Genomic DNA, 20,105 nt, shown 5'->3' with positions numbered 1-20,105 from the left:
GCCTGCGATACAGTGAAAGGAATGGTCCCTGACCACATCTGTATTGTCCAAGTCGGCCTTACCCAAGACGAAGGCAACGAGTTCGAAATCGGCTTCTGCCAAATCTGTTGCCAAGTCTGCGCGTAACGCTTCGACCCAAGATGCGGCCTTGCAGGCGCAACCCGACGCCGACAAGCCTGACGCGGATAAGACTCTGCGCACGATCCTCTCCCGCCTCGAGGACATGAAGGCGGAGGAGACGGTCACCATCGATCTTCACGGCAAATCGGCGTATTCCGACTACATGGTCGTCACCACGGGCCGCTCGAACCGGCACGTCGGATCGATCGCGGAAAACGTCGCCAAGGGCCTGAAGGAAGCCGGGACCAAGAAGCTCCATATCGAGGGCCTGCCCAATTGCGATTGGGTGCTGATCGATTCCGGCGACGTGATCGTGCACGTGTTCAGGCCTGAGGTCCGCGAGTTCTACAACCTCGAGCGGTTGTGGACGCAGGGGCCGAACCCGGCGAAGACGGTCTAGCCGGCCGGCCGCGGCGAGCGGTGCGAATCGCAACGCGCACGTGCTAGGCCGTGCGCATGCGCCTGATCGTGGTCGCCATCGGCCGGTTGAAGCAGGGTCCCGAGCGAGAGCTCGCGGAGCGTTACCGCGAGCGTTTCGACGACATCGGCCGCAAGCTTGGCTTTCGCGGCCTCGACATCCATGAGCTTCCGGAAAGCCGCGCCCGCGATGCCGCGACGCGCATGGCCGAGGAGGCCGCGGCGATCTCCGCTGCCATCCCCGACAAGTCCGTCCTGGTCTGCCTCGACGAGCGTGGTCAGAACATCGACAGCGCAACCTTTGCGGGTCACCTCGGACGCTGGCGTGACGAGGGCATTCCGGCCGCCGCGTTCGTGATCGGCGGCGCAGACGGACTTTCGCCCGAATTCCGGCGCAGAGCCAAGCTTGGGATCGCGTTCGGAGCTGCGACCTGGCCGCACCAGATCGTCCGCGTCCTTTTGCTCGAGCAGATTTACCGTACTGCTACGATCCTCGCTGGTCACCCCTATCACCGCGCTTGAAACAGGGACGATGGGAGCACAATAAGGACCTCGATGTTTGCCGCGCGGCCCCTTTCTCCCTCCCCTGTTCCCGTCCGCCGCCGCCGGGCGCGCCACGCGTCGCTGATCGCGCTGCTGATCGTCCTTCCCACCGGACCCGCGATGCCGCAGACAGGACTTCGTCCGTCGATCCCCGGTACTGCCTCACCGACGACCGCCTCGCCGACGCCGGCGACACCCGAGCAGCTGAAGCAGCGCGAACAGGAGCTGGAGGCTGCCCGTGCGGCCCAGAAGGCGGCAGCCGAAGCCCAGGAGCGCCTGAAGGCCGATATCGCCGCGCTCGGCGAGGACCGCGGCAAGCTCAATCAGCAGCTGATCGACGTCGCGGCCCAGGTCCGCGGCGTCGAGATCCGCGTCGGCGAGGCCGAAACACGGCTGCGCGGGCTCGACGGCCGTGAGCAGGATCTGCGCAACTCGCTGGAGGCGCGGCGGACCGAGATCATCGAGGTGCTGGCCGCACTGCAGCGCGCAGGCCGCCGCACGCCGCCTGCCCTGCTGGTCCGGCCCGAGGATGCGCTCCAATCGCTGCGCACCGCCATGCTGCTGGGCTCGGTCATTCCGGAAATGCGCGTTCGTGCCGAGAAGCTCTCGACCGATCTCGGCGAGCTCGTCGCCATCCGCAAGACCATCGCGTCGGAGCGAGACAAGGTCGCCGCCGACCGCGACAGGCTGCGGACCGATCAAACCCGTCTCGCCGCCCTCGTCGAGGAGCGGCAGCGCAAGCAGGCCTCGGCCGAGAAGGACATGGAAGCGGAGAGCCTGCGCGCCACCGCGCTGGCGCAGCAGATCGACTCGCTGCAAAGCCTGATCACGACGATGGAGCTGGACCTCAAGAGCGCGGCCAAGGCCGCATCGACGGCAAGCCTGCAGGGCGTTCCGGTGAATGCGAAGCCTGACGCGAATGCGCTCCGCAATCCCGCCCGCAAGGCGCCGGCGATTGCGTTCGCCTCGACCAAGGGCATGCTGACCTATCCGGTCAATGGCAGCAAGATTCGCGAATTCGGCGCATCCGACGGCGCCGGCGGCTCCGATAAAGGCATTTCTTTGGCAGCCCGTCCGGGCGCCCAGGTCACAACCCCGTGTGATGGCTGGGTTGTGTATGCCGGCCCCTTCCGCAGCTACGGACAACTCTTGATCCTCAACGCCGGTGGCGGGTATCATGTCCTGATCGCCGGGATGGAGCGCATTTCCGTCAATATCGGGCAGTTTGTTCAGACGGGAGAGCCGGTCGCGACAATGGGTATTACCTCCCAGGTCGCCTCCATTCTCGCCACCACTGCGAGTCAACCAGTGCTCTATGTCGAGTTCCGCAAGGATGGCACTCCAATCGATCCAGGCCCATGGTGGGCCGCAAATGAAGGCGAAAAGGTACGCGGATGATGCGTAAGACTTCGGTAATTCTCCTGAGCGCGGCCACCGGTGCGGCACTGACGTTGTTCGTGTCGCAACCGCGCGCGGTGTTGATGGGATCGACCGCGCGCGCCGCGACCTCCGATACCTATCGCCAGCTCAATTTGTTCGGCGACGTGTTCGAGCGGGTGCGCAGCGACTACGTCGAGAAGCCCGACGATTCCAAGCTCGTCGAGTCCGCGATCAGCGGCATGCTGTCGGGCCTCGATCCGCATTCGAGCTACATGGATGCGAAGAGCTTCCGCGACATGCAGGTGCAGACCCGCGGCGAGTTCGGCGGCCTCGGCATCGAGGTGACGATGGAGGACGGCCTGATCAAGGTCGTCTCCCCGATCGACGATACGCCGGCCTCGAAGGCAGGCATCCAGGCCAACGACATCATCACCAATCTCGACGACGAAGCCGTGCAGGGCCTGACCCTCAACCAGGCGGTCGAGAAGATGCGCGGCCCGGTCGGCACCAAGATCAAGCTGAAGGTCATGCGCAAGGGCGCCGACAATCCGCTCGACGTGACGCTGACCCGCGACAACATCCGCGTCCGTTCGGTGCGTTCGCGGACCGAGAGCGACGACATCGCCTACATCCGGATCACGACGTTCAACGAGCAGACCACCGAAGGCCTGAAGAAGAGCATCGCCGATCTGCAAGGCTCGATCGGCGACAAGCTGAAGGGCTACATCATCGACCTGCGCAACAACCCGGGCGGCCTGCTCGAAGAGGCCGTCACCGTGTCGGACGCGTTCCTGGAGCGCGGTGAGATCGTTTCGACCCGCGGCCGCAATGCCGAGGAGACGCAGCGCCGCTCCGCGCATGCCGGCGACCTCACCAAGGGCAAGCCGGTCATCGTGCTGGTCAATGGCGGCTCGGCTTCGGCGTCGGAGATCGTGGCCGGCGCGCTGCAGGACCACAAGCGCGCCACGCTGGTCGGCACGCGCTCGTTCGGCAAGGGCTCGGTGCAGACCATCATTCCGCTCGGCGCCGGCAATGGCGCGCTGCGCCTGACCACCGCGCGCTACTACACGCCGTCCGGCAAGTCGATCCAGGCCAAGGGCATCGTGCCCGACATCGAGGTCCTGCAGGACGTGCCGGAAGAGCTGAAGTCGCGCACCGACACCAAGGGCGAGGCCTCGCTGCGCGGCCACCTCAAGAATGACGGCGACGAGAAGACCGGCTCGCAGTCCTACGTGCCGCCGGATGCCAAGGACGACAAGGCGCTCAAGCTCGCCGCCGACCTGCTCCACGGCATCAAGAACAGCGCCAATACGCCGGCGCCGACCGAGAAGGCCGCGGCCGACAAGCCGGCCAAGGCTGCCAACTGACGAAGGCAGCCAACTAAGCAGCCGGCTGATCTCAAGATCGGGTTTGAAGGGCGGCCTCCGGGCCGCCCTTTTTGTTTCCGCGGGTTTCCCGGGTCAGGCTCCGCCGATCTACGGGCTCGCGGACACTGCGCCTGCACCCGAATCCCTGCCGTGGTATCGTCGACCCGATTGATTCGGGAATTTCGATGACAGAGACGGCCGACGAGCTGAGCGCCCCGCTCGGACAGACGGAAAAGCGTCGCAGGCGCCGCATTCGGCTTCCCTTCACGGCGTTGCAGGCCCTCGCCATGCTGCTCGGCCTGTTCCTGGTCGTGTTCGCAGGCTTTGCCATGTTCAGCGACAATCCGCTCGGCGGCGAGCCGGTCGCCAGAGTCGCGATCAACGAGGGCGCCAAGCCCGACGACAAGCCGGCCGCGATCAAGCCCGAGGCCAAGCCGGACCACGGCGCGGCGCCCGCCGCCAAGTCCGAGGGTGGCGAGCGCAAGACGGTCACCATCATCGACGGCTCCAGCGGCGCCCGCCAGGAGGTCGCGATCGGCCCGGCCGGAAGCGACACCGCCGAGCCGGGCGCTGCCGCTCCGACAAGCCAGATGCCGGGCGTCGACCCGCGCCTGCTGGAGAAATCGCGCTATGGCATGATCCCGGTGATGGCCGACGGCGTGAAGCCGTTCACCGCCTACGCGGCCGACGCCGACCGCGCCAAGGCTGCGCGCATGCCGGCGGTCGCGATCGTCATCGGCGGCCTCGGCGTCGGCGCGGCCAAGACCGTGGACGCCATCATGAAGCTGCCGCCCGCAGTGACCCTGGCCTTCACGCCCTATGGCGCCGATCCGACCAAGCTCGCCGAGCGCGCCCGGGCGCAGCGTCACGAGATCCTGCTGCAGGTGCCGATGGAGCCCTACGACTATCCGGACAACGATCCTGGCCCGCAGACCTTGCTCGCGACGTTGGGGCCGGACCAGAACATCGACCGGCTGTTCTGGCACATGAGCCGGCTGCAGGGTTATGTCGGCATCGGCAATTTCATGGGCGCGCGCTTCGTCGCGACCGAGGCGGCGATGCAGCCGATCGTGAACGAGGCCGCCAAGCGCGGCCTTGCGCTGTTCGACGATGGCGCTGCGCCGCGCAGCGTGGCGGCGTCGCTGGCCACAGGTCGCGCGATGCCGTTCGCCAAGGGCGACGTCGCCATCGATGCGGTGCCGACGCCGGTCGAGATCGACAACGCGCTGACCAAGCTCGAGAGCCTCGCCAAGGAGCGCGGCGTCGCGGTCGGCACGGCATCGGCGCTGCCGGTCTCGATCGACCGCATCGGTACCTGGATCAAGGGCCTCGACCGCAAGGGCATTCTGCTGGTGCCATTGACAACCGCGATGCTGAAATCAAAATCGAATTGAACGGGCGTACGCCGCTCAGCGGCGACGCAATGCGGGGTCGGCGCGACGAGGCGCAGAGCACAACGCAGGAAGGCCGAGACGGAATGACGCGCTACGAGGACCTGCCCTACCGCACCTGCGTCGGCATCACGCTGATCAACGCGGAAGGGCTGGTGTTCATCGGCCGCCGCGCCGGCGGCATCGAGCATGTCGACGACACCCATGTCTGGCAGATGCCGCAGGGCGGCGTCGATCCCGGCGAGGATGCCTGGGAAGCCGCCAAGCGCGAGTTGTATGAGGAGACCAGCGTCCGCTCGGTCGAGAAGCTCGCCGAGATCGACGACTGGCTGACCTACGACATCCCGCGCACGGTGGCGGGGCGGGCCTGGAAAGGCCGCTATCGCGGCCAGCGCCAGAAATGGTTCGCGCTGCGCTTCACCGGCAAGGACGCCGAGATCGACGTCGAGCGTCCCGGTGGCGGCCACCACAAGGCCGAGTTCATCACCTGGCGCTGGGAGCCGATGCAGAACCTGCCCACGCTGATCGTGCCGTTCAAGCGGCCGGTTTATGAGCGCGTGGTCAAGGAATTCGCGACGCTGGCGGGCGGCTGAGCCAGCCCCGCAGATCATTCACGACGCGGACGGTGAAACCGTGTCATACGCTTGCACTGCAGAAAATCTCTGCAGAACCGTCGCGACAACGCCGTCACGTTGCGTTGCTATCCGCGACGACGCGCCCCGGATGCGAGCCATGACCGAAACCAGACCCTATCGTCCCAATGTCGGCATCGCCCTGCTCAATGCCGACGGCCTCGTCTTCCTCGGGCGCCGCTTCCGCGACGACGGTCCGGAAATCGTGCTGCCCGGCCTGGAATGGCAGATGCCGCAGGGCGGCGTCGATCCGGGCGAAGACCTGCAGGCGGCCGCGCGGCGCGAGTTGTGGGAGGAGACCGGCATTCGCGACGCCGACATTCTCGCCGAGACGGACTGGCTGACCTACGAATTTCCGCCGTTCGAGGATCCCAACCACCGGCTCGCCGGCTTCCGCGGCCAGCGCCAGAAATGGTTCGCGATGCGTTTCACCGGGCGCGAGGCCGACATCGATCCGGTGACGCCGCGCAACGGCCAGCCCGCCGAGTTCGATGCCTGGCGCTGGGAGTGTCTGGCGCGCGTGCCGGAGCTGGTGGTGCCGTTCCGTCGCGAGGTTTACCGCGCGGTGGCCCTGGCGTTCGCGCATCTGGCCAAGGCGGACGATTGATCGGCCAATATCCATTGCCGCCCGCAATTGGTGCTTAGACGGCCGTGAACGGGGCTCTCTCCTCTCGTCATTCCGGGGCGCGCGTAGCGCGAGCCCGGAATCCATCACCACAGGATGTCATGAGGCACGAGACGGATGTGGCGCTTGTCGTCGAGACAACTTCCGCTCGTGGCTATGGATTCCGGGCTCATCGCTGCGCGATGCCCCGGAATGACGGCGGCGAGAGTCCGGCTAATTATCCTCGACCGTGAATGGGCCGATCGCGATGACGCGGCAGTCGCTGTCGCGCGTTGAGCAATCGGCCAGGGCGCCGCCGATCGCGGTCTCCTCGCGGTCGCCGTTCAGGCCGTAGCCGGGACGGCCGGCCGTCCCGACGGCGATCGCATTCCAGCCGGACGCCGCGCCGGCCAGGCGCCGCGCGATCTCGTCGCGTGCCTCTGCGGCGATCGCGGTGTGACTGGCCGCGTGGAAGAAGCCGGTCGCCTTCATGACCGTCGGCACCGGCACCACGAAGGCATCATCCAGGGCAACGATCAGGCACGCCGTGCCGGCCTGGGCACCACAGGCCTCGAGATTGCGCCGGACCACGTCATCCACGAGGTCACCGCCGACGCTGTAGAAGAACTGGCCGCCCGGGCCGAGCGCGATCGCCTTGGTGCGTCGCGCGCCGCCGTAGTTCGCATCCAGCCGGGCGCGTCCGGTGTCGCGCACCAGCGGCATCTCGGCCGCGCTGAACGCACGCTCCGTCGTGGGATCGTGCCGCACCCACGGCAACGGCGGCAAAGGCGGTTTGCTGTGCGGATAAACGACCGTGTCGCCGACCGCATAGAGCTCGCATTTGCGTGGGCCGTTCGACGTCTCGGCGCGCTGGTGGCACTGATCGAGCGCCGCCGTCTTCGCGGCCTCCTCGCTGGACTGTGCTGTGACGTAAGCGCTGACGCCGTTGATCGTGGTCGCGAACGCCTTGTAGCCCTGAGCCGGCGCGTAGTCGCGTGCGAGAGCGATGCGCGTGCGCTCGCTGACGAACGGCACGGCATCGGGAGCGAACTTCTCGGCCGCTACGACGGGGCCGGGCTGAGGAGATTGTTGCGGCTGGAGCGAAGGGGTGGCCTGCGCGCTGCTCGGCGAGGCCGACGGCTCCGGCGATGGCGACGCGGAAGTTGACGGTTGCCCGGATGACTTCGGCGTCGCCGACAGCCGCGACAGCGCCTCGGCCGCGGCCTTCGCCGCATCGCGCTGCACCGGATGAGGAGGGTCGCGATGATCGAGGTAGAGCGCCGTGCCGACACCGACGGCGACCATCAGCACCACGATGGCGACGCCGGCCTGGAGCACGCGCCTGCCGACAGACTTGGGCGCGCTCTTCTCGTTCGGCGTTGCGTAGGTTCCGTCCTCACGGCGCATTGCCACGCGATAGGCGTGCACCGGCGTCGGGATGTTCTTGACCTCGCGCGCGCCCATGTCGGCGAACTGCACCGACAGCTTGTTGGCGACCTGCTCATGCACCGCGCGCGAGATGCAGATGCCGCCGACGTCGGCGAGACCCTCGAGACGTGCAGCGATGTTGACGCCATCGCCGAGTAGATCGCCGTTGCGCTCGACGACGTCGCCGATGGTGATGCCGATGCGATAGCTCATCTGCCGGTTCGGCGGAAACGCCATGTTGCGCGTCCGCAGGCTCTCCTGGATGTCGATGGCGCAGCGGACGGCTTCGACCGCGCTCGGAAACTCCGCGAGCACGGCGTCACCGGCGGTGTTGAAGATGCGGCCGCCGGCACGCGCGATGAAATCGTCGACGACCTCGCGATACGCCGCCAGACGCCGCAAGGTCTCCTCCTCGTCCTCGGCGACGAGGCGCGAATAGCCGGCGATGTCGGCTGCGAAAATCGCCGCGATCTTGCGCTTCAGGACGATCTGCTCTGCCATGTCACCACGTCCGCTCGAACGGCCGGGAGCATGCAATCAGATCCGTGAGCACGCAACCCGCATCCCATGAAGTAGTCCCTACGACGCGCGCAACGTTCGAGCCTGCCAACGAAAATGGCCGGGCAGAGCCCGGCCATGAACGTTCATTCAGAGACAGCTGTTCGATCAGTGAAGCGCCGTCGTGTTGAGCTGCTGCTGGATCGTCTTGAAGTGATCGAGCCGCTCGATCGCGCGATCGAGCTCGTTGCCCTGCTTCTCGTTCAGCTTGGCTTCCATGCCGGAGATCTCGGCGGCGAAGGCGGTGTGGTCCAGATCCTTCAGCGACGTCGCGACGTCGGCGAGGATCGTCAGACCCTTGTCCGAGATCTCGGCGAGACCGCCGAGCACGATGATCTTCTGCTGCGATCCGCCCGTTGTCACGGTCAGGATGCCCGGCCGCAGCGTGGCGACGAACGGCGCATGGCCTGCGAGCACGCCGAAATCACCCTCCTGGCCGGGGACGTCGACCTGGTCGACCTCGCCCGAGAAGGCGATCTTTTCCGGCGAGACGAGATCGAAATGGAAAGTTGCCATGAGAAAACCTGCGAGTAGCGAATGGCGAATGGCGAGTAGGGAAGAAGGGAGCAGCGAACGACTATTCGCTACTCCCTATCCGCTATTCGCCTCTTACGCCGCCTCAGCGGCCAGCTTCTTGCCCTTCTCGACCGCCTCGTCGATGTTGCCGACCATGTAGAAGGCGGCCTCCGGCAGGTGGTCGTACTTGCCTTCACACAGGCCGCGGAAGCCCTTGATGGTGTCGGCGAGGTCGACGAACTTGCCGGGCGAGCCGGTGAAGATTTCGGCGACGTGGAACGGCTGCGACAGGAAGCGCTCGATCTTGCGGGCGCGGGCCACCGTCAGCTTGTCCTCTTCCGAGAGCTCGTCCATGCCCAGGATGGCGATGATGTCCTGCAGCGACTTGTAGCGCTGGAGGATCTGCTGGACCATGCGCGCGGTGGTGTAGTGCTCCTCGCCGACGACCAGCGGCGAGAGCATGCGCGAGGTCGAGTCGAGCGGGTCCACCGCCGGATAGATGCCCTTTTCCGAGATCGCGCGGTTGAGCACGGTGGTGGCGTCCAAGTGCGCGAACGACGTCGCCGGCGCCGGGTCGGTCAAGTCGTCGGCCGGCACGTAGATCGCCTGCACCGAGGTGATCGAGCCCTTGTTGGTGGTGGTGATGCGCTCCTGCAGCGCGCCCATGTCGGTGGCGAGGGTCGGCTGATAGCCCACCGCCGACGGAATGCGGCCGAGCAGCGCCGACACTTCCGAACCCGCCTGGGTGAAGCGGAAGATGTTATCGACGAAGAACAGCACGTCCTGGCCCTGGTCGCGGAAGTGCTCGGCGACGGTCAGGCCGGTGAGGCCGACGCGGGCGCGGGCGCCGGGCGGCTCGTTCATCTGGCCGAACACCAGCGCGCACTTCGACTTCACGGCCGGATCCGGATTGTGCGGATCGGCATTGACCTTGGACTCGATGAACTCGTGATAGAGGTCGTTGCCCTCGCGGGTGCGCTCGCCGACGCCGGCGAACACCGAGTAGCCACCATGCGCCTTGGCGACGTTGTTGATCAGTTCCTGAATCAGCACGGTCTTGCCGACGCCGGCACCGCCGAACAGGCCGATCTTGCCGCCCTTGGCGTACGGCGCCAGGAGGTCGACGACCTTGATGCCTGTGACGAGAATTTCGGCCTCGGTCGACTGGTCGGTGTAGCTCGGCGCGTCCGCGTGGATCGGGCGCAGGCCTTCGGCCTTGACCGGGCCGGCTTCGTCGATCGGCTCGCCGATGACGTTCATGATGCGGCCGAGCGTGCCCTCGCCGACCGGCACCCGGATCGGCGAACCGGTGTCGGTCACCTCCTGGCCGCGCACCAGACCTTCGGTGGTGTCCATCGCGATCGTGCGCACGGTGGATTCGCCGAGATGCTGGGCGACCTCGAGCACCAGGCGGTTGCCGGCGTTCTTGGTTTCGAGCGAATTGAGAATGGCCGGCAGGTGACCTTCGAACTGCACGTCGACGACGGCGCCGATGACCTGGGTGATGCGACCGATCTGGTTGGCTGCGGTAGCCATTGAGTCTCTCTCCTTACGATCCGTATACGAAACCACGGTCGGCTCGACCGGGATGTGTTCCTAGAGTTGCGCTTCAACGGGCGCTGCGCGATCCGACTAGACCGCCTCGGCGCCCGAAATGATTTCGATCAGTTCCTTGGTGATCATCGCCTGACGCGTGCGGTTGTAGATCAGCGTCTGCTTGCGGATCATCTCGCCGGCGTTGCGCGTGGCGTTGTCCATCGCCGACATCTGCGCACCGTAGAACGAGGCGTTGTTTTCCAGCAAAGCGCGGAAGATCTGCACGGCGAGATTGCGCGGCAGCAGCGAAGCGAGGATCTCGTCCTCCTCCGGCTCGTATTCGTAAGGAGCGAGCGGCGCTGCATTGGCAGGACGCGCCTCGACCACCAGGGGAATGATCTGCTGCGCCGTCGGGATCTGCGCGATCACCGAGCGGAAGCGCGAATAGAACAGCGTGCAGACGTCGAACTCGCCGGCCTCGAAGCGCGCGATCACCTTCTTGGCGATGTCGTCCGCATTGGCGAAGCCGATCTGGCGCACCGAGCGCAGGTCCATGTGCTCGACGATCTGCTTGTCGAACTGGCGGCGGAGCTGCTCGTAGCCCTTGCGGCCGACGCAGAAGAACTTCACTTCCTTGCCCTGGTTCATCAGGGCCAGCGCCCGCTCGCGCGCCAGGCGCACGATCGAGGAGTTGAACGCGCCGGACAGGCCGCGCTCACCGGTGCAGACCAGCAGCAGATGCACCTGATCACGCCCGGTGCCCGCGAGCAGCGTCGGCCCACCGGCGGTGGCGATGGTGGCGCTCGCGATGTTGGAGATCACGGCGTCCATCTTCTCGGCATAGGGACGCGCCGCCTCGGCCGCCTGCTGCGCGCGGCGCAGCTTGGAGGCGGCGACCATCTGCATCGCCTTGGTGATCTTCTGCGTCGCCTTGGTCGAGGCGATGCGGACCCGCATGTCTTTCAGTGACGCCATTGTTCGTCTAGCTCACCCCGGCGGCCGATCCCTGGAGGACCCGACCGCTCAACCCTGAGATTGGTCATGCCCGGCCTGGCGCCGGGCATGAGATGTCACGTTGTCCCACCCCGAAGGCGTGGATGGCCGGCGAGAGCCGGCCACGCCTTCGCAATCAGGCGAAGGTCTTGGCGAAGCCTTCGACCACCGCCTTGAGCTTGGCGGCGCTGTCGTCGGACAGGTCCTTGCTGTCGCGGATGGCGTTCAGCAGGTCGGCGTTCTTGCCGCGCAGCAGCGACAGCAGGCCGTCCTCGAAAGCGCGCACCTTGCCGAGCGGCAACGCGTCGAGATAGCCGTTGGTGCCGGCCCAGATCACGCAGACCTGCTCTTCCATCTTCAGCGGCGAGAACTGCGGCTGCTTCAGGAGCTCGGTCAGGCGCGAGCCGCGGTTCAAGAGGCGCTGGGTCGAGGCGTCCAAGTCCGAGCCGAACTGCGCGAACGCCGCCATCTCGCGGTACTGCGCCAGCTCGCCCTTGATCTTGCCGGCGACCTTCTTCATCGCCTTGGTCTGTGCCGAGGAGCCGACGCGCGACACCGACAGACCGACGTTCACGGCCGGGCGGATGCCCTGGAAGAACAGGTCCGTCTCCAGGAAGATCTGGCCGTCGGTGATCGAGATGACGTTGGTCGGGATGTAGGCCGACACGTCGTTGGCCTGCGTCTCGATGACCGGCAGCGCGGTCAGCGAGCCCAGACCGTGATCCTTGCCGAGCTTCGCGGCGCGCTCGAGCAGGCGGGAGTGCAGATAGAACACGTCGCCCGGATAGGCTTCGCGGCCCGGCGGGCGGCGCAGCAGCAGCGACATCTGACGATAGGCGACGGCCTGCTTGGAGAGGTCGTCATAGATGATGACGGCGTGCATGCCGTTGTCGCGGAAGTACTCGCCCATGGTGCAACCCGTGAACGGGGCGAGATACTGCATGGGAGCCGGATCGGACGCGGTCGCGGCGACGACGATCGAGTATTCCAGCGCGCCCTGCTCTTCGAGCACCTTGACGAACTGGGCGACGGTCGAACGCTTCTGGCCGACGGCGACATAGACGCAGTACAGCTTCTGGCTCTCGGGAGCGCCAGCGACGTTCAGCGGCTTCTGGTTCAGGATGGTGTCGAGCGCGATCGCGGTCTTGCCGGTCTGACGGTCGCCGATGATCAGCTCGCGCTGGCCGCGGCCGACCGGGATCAGCGCGTCGATCGCCTTCAGGCCTGTGGCCATCGGCTCGTTGACCGACTTGCGCGGAATGATGCCCGGTGCCTTAACGTCCACGCGCTTGCGCTCGGTGAACTGGATCGGACCCTTGCCGTCGATCGGGTTGCCGAGCGCGTCGACCACGCGGCCGAGCAGGCCCTTGCCGACTGGAGCGTCGACGATGGCGCGGGTGCGCTTGACGGTCTGGCCTTCCTTGATCTCGCGGTCGGCGCCGAAGATGACGACGCCGACATTGTCGGTCTCGAGGTTCAGCGCCATGCCGCGGGTGCCGTTCTCGAACTCGACCATTTCACCGGCCTGGACGTTGTCGAGACCGTAGACGCGGGCGATACCGTCACCGACGGACAGCACCTGTCCGACTTCGGTGACTTCGGCTTCCTGCCCGAAATTCTTGATCTGGTCCTTGAGGATCGCGGAAATTTCCGCGGCGCGGATGTCCATCAGCCTGCCTCTTTCATCGCGTGCTTGATCGAGTTGAGTTTGGTGCGAAGCGAACTGTCGATCATCCGGCTGCCGAGCTTGACGACGAGCCCGCCGATGATCGCTGGATCCACTTTCACGTTGAGCGCAACGTCCTTGCCGGTCACCGTCTTCAGTGAGGCCTTGAGGGCGTCGAGATTCTTGTCCGAGAGCGGCTCGGCGACGACGACGTCGGCCGTGGCCTCACCCTTGTATTTGGCGACCAGTGCGTTGAAGGCACGGATCACGTCGGCCACCGCGAACAGGCGGCGGTTGGTGGTCAGCACCCGCAGGATGTTGGCGGCGATGCCGGAGATGCCGGCCTTGTCGAGCACGGCGTTGAGCGCCTTCAGCTGCACGTCCGCGCCGAACACCGGGCTGCGCACGAGACGCTTGAGGTCGGCACTCTCATCCAGAAGGGCTTTGAACTTGTCGAGATCGGCCTTGACCGCATCGACGGACTTTTCGTCACGGGCCAGTTCAAACAGGGCCGTCGCGTAACGACCGGACACACCGGATACGGAGGGATCTTCAGCAGCCACAGACGTGCTCTTTTTATAAGTGCCCAACCCACAAGAGGGAAACCGGCGCGCCGCTGCAGCGCAAACCGATTAAGCCCTTGGAATTCAAGCAGGACTTTGATTTTCGATCGCCGCGGAAGCAGCTTGATCACGAAAAGCGGCGCTTTGCTAACATAGCGTACGCGCAGCCGCAACAAGCGGCGGCCCGCTATTCGGCACCTTGTTGCCGCGGCGCGATGCGATGGCGCCAGCAGTCAATTCGAGTCCGCCGTCGCGCGGCCTGCTGCGCCCGCCCCAAATACCGCTCCCCGTCAATCTTGTTCCAGCTGTTGCTGCATGGCCGCTATGCTCGTTTGGGCTTGCCTGGTGCTGGAGTAGGGTTGAACGCAACCAGCCCGCTTCAGCCAGGATTACTTGTCAAGAGGGCATCAATCTCAATGAGGACTTAACTCAACAGTAATCGAAAGTATTGAGTAGTTAATAGAATGTTAAACTGTCGGATTACGGAATTTTCCGTGATGAACGACACCAGCCCGAAGATATTGCGAGACGAGCGGAACAATTTCTACTGCCCCATTCGTGCCTCATTGCGCCAGCAAACGGCGGCCGCCTCAACACCTGACGGGGGTCCACTGGCTGCAGAACGCAGCAATACTGTTTCGAGGGACTGATCTAGATGCTGAAATTGAAGAACCTCTCGGCTGGCAAGATCGCCGGCTCGCGTACCGCGCTCGCCGTCGCCGTCACGCTGATCGTCGGCGGCTCCGCCACCGAAGCCTCGGCTCGGTCCAGGCATCACCACCATCATGCGCGCCACCACCATCACCACAGTGCGCGTCAGGCTGCTCAGCCCGCGGCAGACTCCTTTTCGAACGGCTGGTCCAACAACTCGTCCTGGATGAATTCCAACGCGTCGGTCGCGCCGACCTCCGGCACCGGCCGTACCTTCTCGGGCATCGCGTCGTATTACGGCAACGAGTCCGGCAGCCGCACCGCCTCCGGCCAGCGCATGAACGCCAACGCCATGACCTGCGCCCACCGCTCGCTGCCGTTCGGCACCAAGCTGCGCGTGACCCATGGCGGCAACAGCGTGATCGTCACGGTCAATGATCGGGGCCCGTTCATCCGCGGCCGCGTGCTCGACCTCTCGACCGGCGCCGCCCGCGCCATCGGCCTGACCCGCTCCGGCGTCGGCCGCGTGACCGCCGAGGTCGTGTCGTAAGCCACCCATCTATCCGCGCGTCATTGCGAGCGCAGCGAAGCAATCCAGGAGCCTCGTCGGGACTCTGGATTGCTTCGTCGCTGCGCTCCTCGCAATGACGGTGGAGAGAGCGGTGCCGACCGCTACAAGAAGCTCTGCGGGTCGACGTCGACCTCGAGCTTGAGATTGCCCTTGGGCTTCTCGGCATGCGCCAGCCAGTGGCGCAGATAATCCGACAGATCGAAATTGCGCGCCGATTTGAGCAGCAGCCGGAAACGGTAGCGGCCCTTGATCACGGCCAGCGGCGCCTCGGCCGGGCCGAGCAGCAGCACGCCCTCCTCTTTCGGCGCCGAGGCCACCAACCGGCGGGCGAAGCCTTCCGCCGTGGGCCTGTCCCCCGCCGAAATGATCAGGCTCGCCAGCCTCCCGAACGGCGGATAGCCGGTGCGTTCGCGGGCCTCGATCTCGCTGGTGTAGAAGGCCTCGCTGTCGCAGGCGATCAGCGCCTTCATGACGGGATGCTCGGGCTGGTGGGTCTGCAGATAGCCGCGACCTCGGCCCTGCTCGCGGCCGGCGCGGCCGATCACCTGGTTGAGGAGCTGCCAGGTGCGCTCGGCGGCGCGCGGATCGCCATTGCCGAGGCCGAGATCGGCATCAACCACGCCAACCAGATTGAGCCGCGGAAAGTTGTGGCCCTTGGCGACCAGCTGGGTGCCGATGATCAGATCGACCTTGCCTTCCGCAATCTCGGTCAGCTCGGCGCGCATGGTCTCGATCGAGGTGATCAGGTCGCTCGACAGCACCATGCTGCGGGCGTCCGGAAACAGCGCCGCCGCTTCCTCCTGCAGCCGCTCGACGCCGGGCCCGACGGCGACCAGGGATTCCTCGGCTGCGCAATGCGGACAAGTCGGCGGCCTCGCCATCGAGAACCCGCAGTGATGACAGACCAGCCGCTGGCGGAAGCGGTGGTCGACCAGCCAGGCGTCGCAGATGGTGCAGGCGAAGCGGTGGCCGCAGGCGCGGCACAGGGTCAGCGGCGCATAGCCGCGGCGGTTCAAGAACAGCAGCGCCTGCTCGCCGCGTTCGATCGCGGTGCGGATATGGCCGGCCAGCCGCGGCGAGATGTAGCGGCCGCGCGGCGGCGGCTCGCGGCGCAGGTCGATCGCCTCGATATGCGGCATGTGCTGGCCGCCGAAGCGCGACGGCAGCGCCACGCGCTGGTAGCGGCCCTTGCGGGCATTGACCTCGGTCTCGACCGAGGGGGTCGCTGACGCCAGCACGACGGGAAACTTGGCGATGTGTCCGCGCACCACGGCCATGTCGCGGGCGTGATAGTGCGCGCCCTCGTCCTGCTTGTAGGCCTGGTCGTGCTCCTCATCGACCACGACGAGGCCGAGATCGGCATAGGGCAAAAACAGCGCCGAGCGCGCGCCGACCACGACCGGGGCCTCGCCGGCGGCGATCGCCGCCCAATTGCGCTGGCGCGTGCGCGGCGTCAGCTCCGAGTGCCATTCCAGGGGACGGACGCCGAAGCGGCGCGAGAAGCGGTCGAGAAACTGGCCGGTGAGCGAAATCTCAGGCATCAGGATCAGCGACTGCCGGCCACGGCGCACCGTCTCGGCAATCGCCTCGAAATACACCTCGGTCTTGCCGGAGCCGGTGACGCCGTCGAGCAACGCGACCTGGAAGCCGCCATCGGCGGCCAGCTCACGCATCGCCTTCACGCCGGCCAGCTGCGCGTCGAAGAACTCGGGCTGCGCGAACAACGGGTCCGGCGCCGGCGGCGGCAGCGCGCGCGGCATCGCCTCGACCGTCAGGGTGCCCTCGTCGACCAGGCCGTCGATCACGCTGCTGGACACGCCGATCTCTCGAACGAGGTCGGACTTGCCGTGCAGCAGCCCATCCGACACCGCCTCGATCACCCGCCGCCGCGCCGGCGTCAGCCGCTTCGGCGGCTCGCCGACCAGGCGGACGCCGAGACGGACCCGCTCCGGGCCAAGATGCTCGCCCATGCGCAGACACATCCGCAGCACCATGCCGCGCGGCGACAGCGTGTAATTGGCGACCCAGTCGACCAGCGACCGCAGCTCCGGCTTGAGCGGCGGCACGTCGAGCTTCTCGCTGACGTCCTTGAGCCGGTTGTGCAGCCGCGGATCCGGATTGGCGTTCTCCGCCCACACCACCGCCAGCACCTCGCGCGGGCCCAGCGGCACGCCGACGACGTCGCCCGGCTTCAGCGCCATGCCGCGCGGCACGCGATAGGAATAAGTGTGATCGAGCGCGACCGGAACCAGCACGTCGACCACGCCGGCCGCGCTGGCTGCACCTGGGAAGAGATCGGTCGGGCGGTCCATGCGGCGGAGATAGCCTTGCTCGGGCTGAAGCGAAAGCCGCCCGGCAAAGTTAGCGAACGGTAAAGGCGAGGGTGGGATATATGGGATGGTCACCAGATGAGGTCGAGCACTTTCGGCGCCGGCGGTGCACCCTCTCCCCTTGTGGGAGAGGGTGGCGCGAATGAGCGGAGCGAAATTCGCGCCGGGTGAGGGGTCTGTCTCCGCGGATAGAGACCCCTCACCCGGCTTCGATGCTTCCGCATCGAAGCCACCCTCTCCCACAAGGGGAGAGGGTACACCGCGCATGCCGCCGCCCGTTCGATCGACATCATCAGGGACGATGAGTCGGCAGGTGAGCGCGATCAATGGCAAAGACGGCAAAAGCGACTGACAACGCGTCCGAACTTCCCGACCTCATCGGCGCCGACGACGGCGTCGTCCGCGCGATGATGCAGTGGCTGGCGCATCTGAAGAGCGAGCGGCGGCTATCGCCGAAGACGGTCGAGGCTTACGCCCGCGACCTCCGGCAGTGCCTGCAATTCCTCTGCACCCATTGGGGCGAGCCGGTCACGCTGGCGCGCTTCGCCGCGCTGGAGGCCGCCGACGTCAGAGCCTTCCTGGCGATGCGCCGCGCCGACGACATCGCCGGGCGCTCGCTGATGCGGACCTTGGCCGGCCTGCGTTCGTTCGGCCGTTTCCTCGAGCGCGAGGGCCAGGGCAAGGTCGGCGCCCTCTCCGGCGTGCGCGCGCCGAAGATCGCCAAGAGCCTGCCGAAGCCGCTGCCGATGGACTCCGCCAAGCGGCTCACCGACGCCGACGAGCGCGCCGGCGAAACGCGGGAGACGTGGGTGCTGGCGCGCGACGCCGCCGTGATGGCCCTGCTCTACGGCTCGGGCCTGCGCATCTCCGAGGCGCTCGGCCTCAAGCGGCGCGAGGTGCCACGCCCCGGCGAAGGCGACGTGCTGATCGTGACCGGCAAGGGCAACAAGACCCGCATGGTGCCGGTGCTGCAGAACGTGCTGCAGCTGATCGACGACTACGCCCGGCTGTGCCCCTACCCGCTGCCCGCCGAAGGCCCGATGTTCCTCGGCGCCAAGGGCGGCCCCTTAAGCCCGCGCATCATCCAGCTCGCGATGGAGCGGCTGCGCGGCGCGCTCGGCCTGCCCGACAGCGCCACGCCCCACGCGCTGCGCCATTCGTTCGCGACGCATCTGTTGTCGCGCGGCGGCGACCTGCGGGCGATCCAGGAGCTGCTCGGCCACGCCTCGTTGTCGACGACGCAGGTCTATACCGGCATCGATTCTGAACGGCTGCTTCAGGTCTACGCGTCGGCGCATCCGCGGCGGTGACACGGTTTCGTCACATCGTTTCCCTTGCGCCGCCTCCGCCGTTCCGGCAATCGTTCCGTCGCTTGATCCGGAGGGGAACAGATGGGCGCACATGAGAGCATGGAGCATGCCGAGCATGCCGAGCACGCGTCGGGCTCGAACAAGAAGATCGCGCTGCTGATCTCGGTGATCGCGCTGTTCCTGGCGTTGTCCGAGACGCTCGGCAAGGGCGCGCAGACCGAATCGATCAGCAAGAACGTCGAGGCGTCCAATCTCTGGGCGTTCTTCCAGGCCAAGACGGTGCGCCGCACGGTGGTGCAGACCGCGGCCGAGCAGGGCAAGCTCAACCTGCCCGCTCTGCCCGACGAGGCCACGAAGGCCAGCTTGCAGAAGCAGATCGACGACTGGCAGAAGAACGCGGCGCGCTATCGCTCGGAGCCGGAGACCGGCGAAGGCAGCGAGCAGCTCGCCGCCCGCGCCAAGCATGCCGAGGAGGAGCGCGACCTCGCCACGGCGAAATATCACCACTACGAGCTGGCCTCGGCGGCCTTCCAGATCGGCATCGTGCTGGCGTCGGCGACGATCATCACCGGTATGTTGGTGCTTGCCTGGGCCTCGGGCGCGCTCGCGCTTGTCGGCATCGCCATGACGATGCTTGGGCTGTTCCAGCCGCATCTGCTGCATCTGCACTGAGGTCGGCAGGCAGTTGCTTTCCCAGAGCCGCTAGCACCGTCATTCCGGGGCAAGGCCGAAAGGCCTTGAACCCGGAATGACGATGTGGCGTGGCCTTCTTTTTCAACAATATCGAGATTCCGGGTTCAACCGCCAGCGCGCTGCGCGCACCGACGATTGCCCCGGAATGACCAAGGTGGTGAAGGCCGTCGAACCTCGTGACGGCGACCGACCTCAGCGCGCCTGCACACTGCGGCGGAAGCGGAGGATCTGGCGAACGACGCGGGACGACCAGCCGCTGGTGTTGCCGCGAAACAGATCGCTGATGACACCCCGGATGCGCTGCTTGATCGGATCGACCAGCTCGGCCGCCTTCCGGCGCAGCGTCAGCACGGATTCATAGAGCCAGGCGAACCAGCCCATCTGCAGCAGCTTGGCTCGCGTGACATCAAAGATGAACGCGGTGATGCCGACGCCGGCCATCTTGCCGAACACGATCGTCACCAGCGCCAGCTTCCACTGGTGGTGCATCAACAGCCACATGCCGAGCAGCTTGAGCGGAAACAGCAGCACCACCGGCACGAGGAAGACGACCAGGGTCAGCATCGGAGACAGCGTCTCGATGCGCGCGGCGAGCCAGTGCTTGAGGCTGCGCAGCGGAAGGGCGGCGACGATCCGCGCCACGATCGGCTCGAGATGGTCCCACAGCCACGCTTCGATCAGGAAGATGATCGCGAGCAGGACCCAGAACGGCTGAAGCAGGCGGCGCAGCATGGCACTCCATCTCGGCCCCGGCCTCAGCATCGAGGCCGCCATGACATTGCGACCTCGCGTCTTGCCAATTGGTTCAACGTGTCAGGCAGGCGTTTTGTCGCACC

Annotated in this window: 18 protein-coding genes; 10 read left to right on the top strand and 8 right to left on the bottom strand. The window is 66.4% G+C overall.

Translation table 11 applies throughout. From position 1 onward, the window contains the following. Positions 1 to 193 precede the first annotated feature (193 nt). The 7 genes from rsfS to QX108_RS19190 all read left to right on the top strand — a co-directional run bounded on the left by rsfS (position 194) and on the right by QX108_RS19190 (position 6,457). Positions 194 to 520 (top strand): ribosome silencing factor, encoded by a 327-nt coding sequence (rsfS, locus tag QX108_RS19220; protein WP_315726552.1) that lies wholly within the window; start codon positions 194 to 196, stop codon positions 518 to 520. 56 nt (positions 521 to 576) lie between these two features. Beyond that, entirely contained in the window at positions 577 to 1,059 is a 483-nt protein-coding gene (gene rlmH / locus QX108_RS19215) for a 23S rRNA (pseudouridine(1915)-N(3))-methyltransferase RlmH (RefSeq protein ID WP_315781375.1), read from the top strand. A 33-nt stretch (positions 1,060 to 1,092) separates the two neighbouring features. Continuing rightward, positions 1,093 to 2,478, top strand: a complete 1,386-nt coding sequence (locus QX108_RS19210) for a murein hydrolase activator EnvC family protein (RefSeq protein ID WP_315723638.1) — start codon at positions 1,093 to 1,095, stop codon at positions 2,476 to 2,478. After that, entirely contained in the window at positions 2,475 to 3,827 is a 1,353-nt protein-coding gene (locus QX108_RS19205; protein WP_315723636.1) for a S41 family peptidase, read from the top strand. Before QX108_RS19210 ends, QX108_RS19205 begins: the two co-directional genes overlap by 4 nt. 185 nt (positions 3,828 to 4,012) lie before the next feature. Next, positions 4,013 to 5,221, top strand: coding sequence for a divergent polysaccharide deacetylase family protein (locus QX108_RS19200; RefSeq protein ID WP_315781320.1), 1,209 nt, complete (start codon positions 4,013 to 4,015; stop codon positions 5,219 to 5,221). 83 nt (positions 5,222 to 5,304) lie between these two features. Then, entirely contained in the window at positions 5,305 to 5,811 is a 507-nt protein-coding gene (locus QX108_RS19195) for an RNA pyrophosphohydrolase (RefSeq protein ID WP_172184337.1), read from the top strand. A gap of 139 nt (positions 5,812 to 5,950) precedes the next feature. Further along, a complete protein-coding gene (locus QX108_RS19190) occupies positions 5,951 to 6,457 on the top strand; it encodes an RNA pyrophosphohydrolase (protein WP_315781313.1) in 507 nt (168 codons plus the stop codon). Between the two features lie 231 nt (positions 6,458 to 6,688). Here the strand turns inward: QX108_RS19190 and QX108_RS19185 are convergent, their stop codons facing one another. From QX108_RS19185 to QX108_RS19160, 6 genes are all read right to left on the bottom strand, one after another. Next, positions 6,689 to 8,383 carry an adenylate/guanylate cyclase domain-containing protein gene (locus tag QX108_RS19185; protein WP_315781310.1) on the bottom strand — a complete coding sequence of 565 codons (1,695 nt, stop codon included), beginning with the start codon at positions 8,381 to 8,383 and terminating at the stop codon, positions 6,689 to 6,691. Between the two features lie 165 nt (positions 8,384 to 8,548). Further along, a complete protein-coding gene (locus QX108_RS19180) occupies positions 8,549 to 8,956 on the bottom strand; it encodes a F0F1 ATP synthase subunit epsilon (RefSeq protein ID WP_315723627.1) in 408 nt (135 codons plus the stop codon). 93 nt (positions 8,957 to 9,049) lie between these two features. Then, positions 9,050 to 10,492 (bottom strand): F0F1 ATP synthase subunit beta, encoded by a 1,443-nt coding sequence (gene atpD, locus QX108_RS19175; RefSeq protein WP_315723625.1) that lies wholly within the window; start codon positions 10,490 to 10,492, stop codon positions 9,050 to 9,052. Between the two features lie 96 nt (positions 10,493 to 10,588). Then, a complete protein-coding gene (locus QX108_RS19170; RefSeq protein ID WP_172112904.1) occupies positions 10,589 to 11,467 on the bottom strand; it encodes a F0F1 ATP synthase subunit gamma in 879 nt (292 codons plus the stop codon). Positions 11,468 to 11,621: 154 nt separating this feature from the next. Further along, a complete protein-coding gene (atpA, locus tag QX108_RS19165; protein WP_172112905.1) occupies positions 11,622 to 13,154 on the bottom strand; it encodes a F0F1 ATP synthase subunit alpha in 1,533 nt (510 codons plus the stop codon). Then, on the bottom strand, positions 13,154 to 13,714 hold the full coding sequence (locus QX108_RS19160) for a F0F1 ATP synthase subunit delta (RefSeq protein ID WP_315781305.1): 561 nt from the start codon (positions 13,712 to 13,714) through the stop codon (positions 13,154 to 13,156). The genes atpA and QX108_RS19160 overlap by 1 nt, the downstream gene beginning before the upstream one ends. Before the next feature lie 655 nt (positions 13,715 to 14,369). Between QX108_RS19160 and QX108_RS19155 the strand changes: the two genes are divergently transcribed. After that, the gene (locus QX108_RS19155) at positions 14,370 to 14,915 is read left to right on the top strand and encodes a septal ring lytic transglycosylase RlpA family protein (protein WP_315781301.1); all 546 of its coding nucleotides are present in this window, start codon (positions 14,370 to 14,372) and stop codon (positions 14,913 to 14,915) included. Positions 14,916 to 15,037: 122 nt separating this feature from the next. Here the strand turns inward: QX108_RS19155 and QX108_RS19150 are convergent, their stop codons facing one another. Next, the gene (locus tag QX108_RS19150) at positions 15,038 to 17,248 is read right to left on the bottom strand and encodes a primosomal protein N' (RefSeq protein WP_315781298.1); all 2,211 of its coding nucleotides are present in this window, start codon (positions 17,246 to 17,248) and stop codon (positions 15,038 to 15,040) included. 425 nt (positions 17,249 to 17,673) lie between these two features. On the opposite strand from QX108_RS19150, the gene QX108_RS19145 reads away from it, so the two are divergent. Next, positions 17,674 to 18,576, top strand: coding sequence for a tyrosine recombinase XerC (locus QX108_RS19145; protein WP_409998531.1), 903 nt, complete (start codon positions 17,674 to 17,676; stop codon positions 18,574 to 18,576). An 81-nt stretch (positions 18,577 to 18,657) separates the two neighbouring features. After that, positions 18,658 to 19,248, top strand: a complete 591-nt coding sequence (locus QX108_RS19140) for a DUF4337 domain-containing protein (protein ID WP_172184327.1) — start codon at positions 18,658 to 18,660, stop codon at positions 19,246 to 19,248. Positions 19,249 to 19,461: 213 nt separating this feature from the next. Here QX108_RS19140 and QX108_RS19135 read toward each other — a convergent pair whose 3' ends face one another. Continuing rightward, positions 19,462 to 20,001 (bottom strand): hypothetical protein, encoded by a 540-nt coding sequence (locus QX108_RS19135; protein WP_315723613.1) that lies wholly within the window; start codon positions 19,999 to 20,001, stop codon positions 19,462 to 19,464. Positions 20,002 to 20,105: the final 104 nt, after the last annotated feature.

Origin of the sequence: Bradyrhizobium sp. SZCCHNR1002 (assembly GCF_032381435.1) — a bacterium.
In the GTDB taxonomy this organism is placed as follows: Bacteria; Pseudomonadota; Alphaproteobacteria; order Rhizobiales; family Xanthobacteraceae; genus Bradyrhizobium; species Bradyrhizobium aeschynomenes.
The sequence above is the reverse complement of the archived record's forward strand: the minus strand, read 5'-3'. Positions and strand labels throughout refer to the sequence as shown.

Excerpts from the sequence above, each read along its gene's own strand:
- QX108_RS19205 (WP_315723636.1), top strand. The coding sequence starts at position 2,475 with ATGATGCGTAAGACTTCGGTAATTCTCCTGAGCGCGGCCACCGGTGCG.
- atpD (WP_315723625.1), bottom strand. The coding sequence starts at position 10,492 with ATGGCTACCGCAGCCAACCAGATCGGTCGCATCACCCAGGTCATCGGC.
- QX108_RS19150 (WP_315781298.1), bottom strand. The coding sequence starts at position 17,248 with ATGGACCGCCCGACCGATCTCTTCCCAGGTGCAGCCAGCGCGGCCGGC.
- atpA (WP_172112905.1), bottom strand. The coding sequence starts at position 13,154 with ATGGACATCCGCGCCGCGGAAATTTCCGCGATCCTCAAGGACCAGATC.
- QX108_RS19200 (WP_315781320.1), top strand. The coding sequence starts at position 4,013 with ATGACAGAGACGGCCGACGAGCTGAGCGCCCCGCTCGGACAGACGGAA.
- QX108_RS19190 (WP_315781313.1), top strand. The coding sequence starts at position 5,951 with ATGACCGAAACCAGACCCTATCGTCCCAATGTCGGCATCGCCCTGCTC.
- QX108_RS19155 (WP_315781301.1), top strand. The coding sequence starts at position 14,370 with ATGCTGAAATTGAAGAACCTCTCGGCTGGCAAGATCGCCGGCTCGCGT.
- QX108_RS19185 (WP_315781310.1), bottom strand. The coding sequence starts at position 8,383 with ATGGCAGAGCAGATCGTCCTGAAGCGCAAGATCGCGGCGATTTTCGCA.
- QX108_RS19195 (WP_172184337.1), top strand. The coding sequence starts at position 5,305 with ATGACGCGCTACGAGGACCTGCCCTACCGCACCTGCGTCGGCATCACG.
- QX108_RS19170 (WP_172112904.1), bottom strand. The coding sequence starts at position 11,467 with ATGGCGTCACTGAAAGACATGCGGGTCCGCATCGCCTCGACCAAGGCG.
- rlmH (WP_315781375.1), top strand. The coding sequence starts at position 577 with ATGCGCCTGATCGTGGTCGCCATCGGCCGGTTGAAGCAGGGTCCCGAG.
- QX108_RS19180 (WP_315723627.1), bottom strand. The coding sequence starts at position 8,956 with ATGGCAACTTTCCATTTCGATCTCGTCTCGCCGGAAAAGATCGCCTTC.
- QX108_RS19140 (WP_172184327.1), top strand. The coding sequence starts at position 18,658 with ATGGGCGCACATGAGAGCATGGAGCATGCCGAGCATGCCGAGCACGCG.
- QX108_RS19145 (WP_409998531.1), top strand. The coding sequence starts at position 17,674 with ATGATGCAGTGGCTGGCGCATCTGAAGAGCGAGCGGCGGCTATCGCCG.
- QX108_RS19135 (WP_315723613.1), bottom strand. The coding sequence starts at position 20,001 with ATGCTGCGCCGCCTGCTTCAGCCGTTCTGGGTCCTGCTCGCGATCATC.
- QX108_RS19210 (WP_315723638.1), top strand. The coding sequence starts at position 1,093 with ATGTTTGCCGCGCGGCCCCTTTCTCCCTCCCCTGTTCCCGTCCGCCGC.